Annotated in this window: 1 rRNA gene; it reads left to right on the forward strand. The window is 55.9% G+C overall.

The annotated features are described in order from the left end of the window. Positions 1 to 547: ribosomal RNA gene (locus tag HHX37_RS35410) — 23S ribosomal RNA — on the forward strand; the annotation flags it as partial.

The raw sequence follows: 547 nt of genomic DNA on the forward strand, positions 1-547 counted from the left end.
TGGTGGGGGTCGCAGTGGCCAGGGGGAAGCGACTGTTTACTAAAAACACAGGTCCGTGCGAAGTCGTAAGACGATGTATACGGACTGACGCCTGCCCGGTGCCGGAACGTTAAGGGGACCGCTTAGCATCCTTTTGGGGTGCGAAGGTGAGAACTTAAGCGCCGGTAAACGGCGGTGGTAACTATAACCATCCTAAGGTAGCGAAATTCCTTGTCGGGTAAGTTCCGACCTGCACGAATGGCGTAACGACTTCCCCGCTGTCTCAACCACAGGCCCGGTGAAATTGCAGTACGAGTAAAGATGCTCGTTTCGCGCAGCAGGACGGAAAGACCCCGGGACCTTCACTACAGCTTGACATTGGCGTTTGGAGCGTCTTGTGTAGGATAGGTGGGAGACTGGGAAGCTCCGACGCTAGTCGGGGTGGAGTCATTGGTGAAATACCACTCTGGTCGTTTTGGACGTCTAACCCGCGCCCGTGAATCCGGGTGGGGGACAGTGTCTGGTGGGTAGTTTAACTGGGGCGGTTGCCTCCTAAAAGGTAACGGAG

The organism is Microbispora sp. H10885 (assembly GCF_014161415.1).
Taxonomy (GTDB): Bacteria; Actinomycetota; Actinomycetes; order Streptosporangiales; family Streptosporangiaceae; genus Microbispora; species Microbispora triticiradicis.